Source organism: Methylibium sp. T29 (genome assembly GCF_000576205.1).
Taxonomy (GTDB): Bacteria; Pseudomonadota; Gammaproteobacteria; order Burkholderiales; family Burkholderiaceae_C; genus Methylibium; species Methylibium petroleiphilum.
This window is the reverse complement of the sequence record NZ_AZND01000553.1, coordinates 1-913: the sequence shown is the minus strand read 5'-3', so window position 1 is coordinate 913 and position 913 is coordinate 1. Positions and strand designations below refer to the sequence as shown.

Genomic DNA, 913 nt, shown 5'->3' with positions numbered 1-913 from the left:
CCGCGCGCCGCGCACGCCGGCGTCCACACCGTCAGCGGCAGGCCGTGCAGGCGCGCCAGCACGCTGATCGCCGCGCCGCCGGCGAGGAAGTTCTCGACCATCTGCGCGGTCACGTCGCTCGGGTAGGCCGACACGCCGCGCGCCGCGAGGCCGTGGTCGGCCGCGAACACCAGCACCTGCGGTGCGTCCAGCCGAGGGTCCACGCGGCCCTGCAGCAGGCCGGCCTGCAGCATCAGCGCCTCCAGCTGGCCCAGCGCGCCGAGCGGCTTGGTCAGGTGGTCGATGCGCTGCCGCAGGCGAGCGGTGAGCACTGCGTCAGCGCGGGGCGCGACGGCGGGCGGTGTCCAGTCCATCTCAATCCTTCCCGGGTTCGGGTTCGGCGTCGGCCAGCAGCCGCATCAGCGCGCCCGGCTCGAAATGACGGTCGATGAAATCGGCCAGTCCGTCGAACACCGACTCGAGGCCGCGCACGCGCGCACCGAACAGCGCGCGCAGCACCTCGGTCGATTCGAACAGGCCGTGCGCGTAGAGGCCCAGCACGCTGCCCTGCTGCCAGCCGATGGCTTCGCCCTCGGCATTGCGCAGCGCCACCGCCGCCGCTGGCAGCGCCGGGTGCTGCACGCTGCGGCCGTGGCGGATCTCGTAGCCGCCGAACTGCACGCCGCGCAGCATGCTCCATTCGTCGCCCACACCATCGAAGCAGGCGTCGGTGCGGCGCAGCAGCTTGTCGGGCTCGAAGGCCGTGACCAGCGGCAGCAGGCCCAGCCCCGGCGCATTGCCCTCGCCGTTCTCGCCCTCCACGCCGTGCGGGTCGACCAGCGCCTCACCCAGCATCTGCAGCCGCCGCACAGCCCCAGCACGGGCGGCGCGCGGCGGCATGGCGCGCCAGCGCCGCGTCGATGCGCTGCTCGCG

At 74.2% G+C, this 913-nt stretch carries 1 protein-coding gene and 1 pseudogene; both read right to left on the bottom strand.

Translation table 11 applies throughout. From position 1 onward, the window contains the following. Nucleotides 1-353: nicotinate-nucleotide--dimethylbenzimidazole phosphoribosyltransferase (locus x551_RS22780; protein WP_036252037.1), on the bottom strand; the 353-nt coding region annotated here is incomplete at its 3' end. 1 nt (nt 354) lies between these two features. Next, a pseudogene (locus x551_RS22775) lies at nt 355-913 on the bottom strand (cobyric acid synthase CobQ); the annotation flags it as partial.